Source organism: Hominimerdicola alba 8 (assembly GCF_000178155.2).
In the GTDB taxonomy this organism is placed as follows: domain Bacteria; phylum Bacillota; class Clostridia; order Oscillospirales; family Ruminococcaceae; genus Hominimerdicola; species Hominimerdicola alba_C.
Map to the genome: position 1 here is coordinate 1 of NZ_ADKM02000001.1, position 1,443 is coordinate 1,443.

Consider the following 1,443-nt stretch of genomic DNA (forward strand, 5'->3'; position numbering starts at 1 on the left):
GCAGAACACACATTCAAATCCGGCGCATTTATCACCTTTTTCGACACGGCAGGACAAAAAATCTGACGGTATAAAACTTCAAACGAGTGCTTGCAGACGATCCATGCAGGCACTTTTTCTGTCCATAGACGTGTGCAGATACACAGACATGGTGATATTTGCGTTAGAATGTCCGAGCAGCTCGGAGAGCGTCTTTATATCAAAATCCTGATGCAGAGCATTTACAGCAAAGGTGTGGCGGAGCGAATGGTACTTGCGTGACGGTACATCTGCTTTTTTAAGCAGAGCCTTGTAACGGTTGGAGAAACAGCGGGGTTCTACCACCTTTTCAGTTCCCGAAAGAATATAATCGGTGTCTTTTCCACGATACTCTCTCAGCATATCGACCAGAAAATCAGGCAGCGGAATGTCACGGACGGAAGACTCCGACTTCGGTGCAGTAACCTTGACGGCAGATTTACTTTCTGAGCCAAAGGTCGCAATGCGCTGAACGGTCTTTGTCACATGAAGCATTTTCTCGTCAAAGTCAATATCTGCCCATTTCAGGGCGCAGGCTTCCCCGATACGCATACCCGTGAACAGCGTGAGCATTACTCCGCAGCCAGTATTGCTGTGTTCAGCCCTGACCGTGCTGATGATCTTTTTCTGCTCCGCAGGCGAAAAGAACGATGCTTCTTTTGTCTTTTTCTTAGGCAGCTTGGCGTTTTTTACCTGATTGGCGTAGTTATGGGTGATCTCAGCCCACCTTGCAGCCGACTTCACCATGATAACCATGTCAGATATGTACTTCGGGGACAGTCCCTCGGTGAGCTTGTCTGTGATAAACTTACTGATACCGCTGAGATCGAGACGGTCATACTTCATCTTGTCAAAATACGGTATCAGGTGCTTTTCCAGCTTATGGCGATAGCCTGCGTAGCTGCTCTCCTTGATCGACGGTCTGCGTGCTTCAAGCCACATCTTCAAAATATCTATTACAAGCAGAACACATCTGACTGACGGTACAAGGACTTCACTGCGGAGCTTGTCGAGCTTTTCCTTTGTTTCCGTGTAGGATCTGCCGTAAACAGACCGATATTTCTTCGTTCCTTTGCAGTAAAATCGCCCTTCCCAGCGCCCATCTGAGCGGTGATAAATGTTGTTTCCTCTCTTTGCCATGACTATTCCCTCCAAAATGACGGTATGATCGACGGCTAAAACTCCATCTTACCGTCTTAATTCTACACATAAAACCAATTCTTCCATGCTGCTCAACTGTAAGTTGCTACAAATCAGAATAAAAACTGTTACATTCCGCTAAATTGCACTTGACATTTATGTTGTCTTGTGCTAAAATTATAAGGTATACATTATAAAAATGTTCACCTATATGGTTTGCTGTACCCATTCTATCCCGTTTGTTCGGCAGATCATGTGTTTTTTATGTTTTTTTCGGTTTTCCAA

Annotated in this window: 1 protein-coding gene; it reads right to left on the reverse strand. The window is 45.3% G+C overall.

Features of this window, described 5'->3' with window-relative positions; all coding sequences use genetic code 11:
* Positions 1-78: 78 nt before the first annotated feature.
* The gene (locus CUS_RS00005; RefSeq protein ID WP_037275651.1) at positions 79-1,158 is read right to left on the reverse strand and encodes a tyrosine-type recombinase/integrase; all 1,080 of its coding nucleotides are present in this window, start codon (positions 1,156-1,158) and stop codon (positions 79-81) included.
* Positions 1,159-1,443 lie beyond the last annotated feature (285 nt).

Coding starts and splice junctions, on each gene's coding strand:
- CUS_RS00005 (WP_037275651.1), bottom strand. CDS start 1,158: ATGGCAAAGAGAGGAAACAACATTTATCACCGCTCAGATGGGCGCTGG.